The sequence below is a fragment of the Leisingera sp. F5 genome, from assembly GCF_001593695.1.
Genome location: NZ_LUKH01001422.1, coordinates 1 through 1,035 on the forward strand (window position 1 = coordinate 1; position 1,035 = coordinate 1,035).

A 1,035-nucleotide genomic window follows, 5' to 3' on the forward strand; every position below is an offset into this window, starting at 1 on the left:
ACGCACAACGGTGTGACGCTGCTGCGGCCGCTGCTGGATGTGACCCGCTGCGAATTGCGCGACTATCTGCAAACCCGCGGCATCGCTTGGTCTGAAGACCCGAGCAACGAGGATACCAGGTTCGAGCGGGTCAGGGTGCGCCGGGCGCTTGAGGAACTTGCGCCGCTGGGGCTGACCGCTGCTGTTTTGGCTAAGATTGCCCGCAATATGGCCAAAGCCCGTGAAGCACTGGATTGGTATGTGTTTCTTGCCGCCCGCGACCTGGCCCATGCGGCCTTTGCCCGTTCCACGGTCGCCCATGGCCTGATCAAGTCCATAAACACCGCCGCCGCCGAGGCGATGCCCGGTGTGCTGGCCGTGTTCACCGGCCAGGATTTTGCTGACGTCGGCGGCAACCCCGCCGGCTGGCTGATCAACAGCCGTGACGGCACGCCCATGAAGGAACCCAAGCGGCCTGTGCTGGCCCATGGCAAGGTCCGCCACGTCGGCGACGCCTATGCCGCCGTGATCGCCGAGACAAAGCAGCAGGCGATGGATGCGGTCGAGGCCATCGAGATCGAGATCGAGGAACTGCCGGCCATCGTCGACGTGAAGGCCGCGCTTTCGGGCGACAACTTCGTGCATGACGAGATCGAGACAAACCAGTGCTTCGACTGGGGCTGGATCGAGGACAACCGCCAGGCCACCGACGAGGCGATCAAGAACGCCCATCACGTCACGACGCTTGAGCTGGTGAACAACCGCCTGGTGCCGAACGCGATGGAGCCTCGGTCTTCCATCGGCGCCTACAAGGAATCGGGCGACGAATACACGCTGCATACCACATCGCAGAACCCGCACCTGACGCGGTTGCTGATCTCGGCCTTCGTGATGGGCATCCCCGAGAACAAGCTGACGGTGATCGCGCCTGATGTGGGCGGCGGCTTCGGGTCGAAAATCTACCATTACGGCGAAGAGGCGCTGGTGCTGGCCGCGGCCAAGCGGACGGGCCGGACCGTGAAATGGACCGCGGACCGGTCGGAATCCTTCCTGACC

The 1,035-nt window shown here is 63.9% G+C and carries 1 protein-coding gene; it reads left to right on the top strand.

Annotated features, from left to right (window positions below; genetic code table 11):
• The coding region (locus A2I95_RS41945) for a molybdopterin cofactor-binding domain-containing protein (RefSeq protein ID WP_291738159.1) at positions 1 to 1,035 on the top strand (1,035 nt) is incomplete at both ends.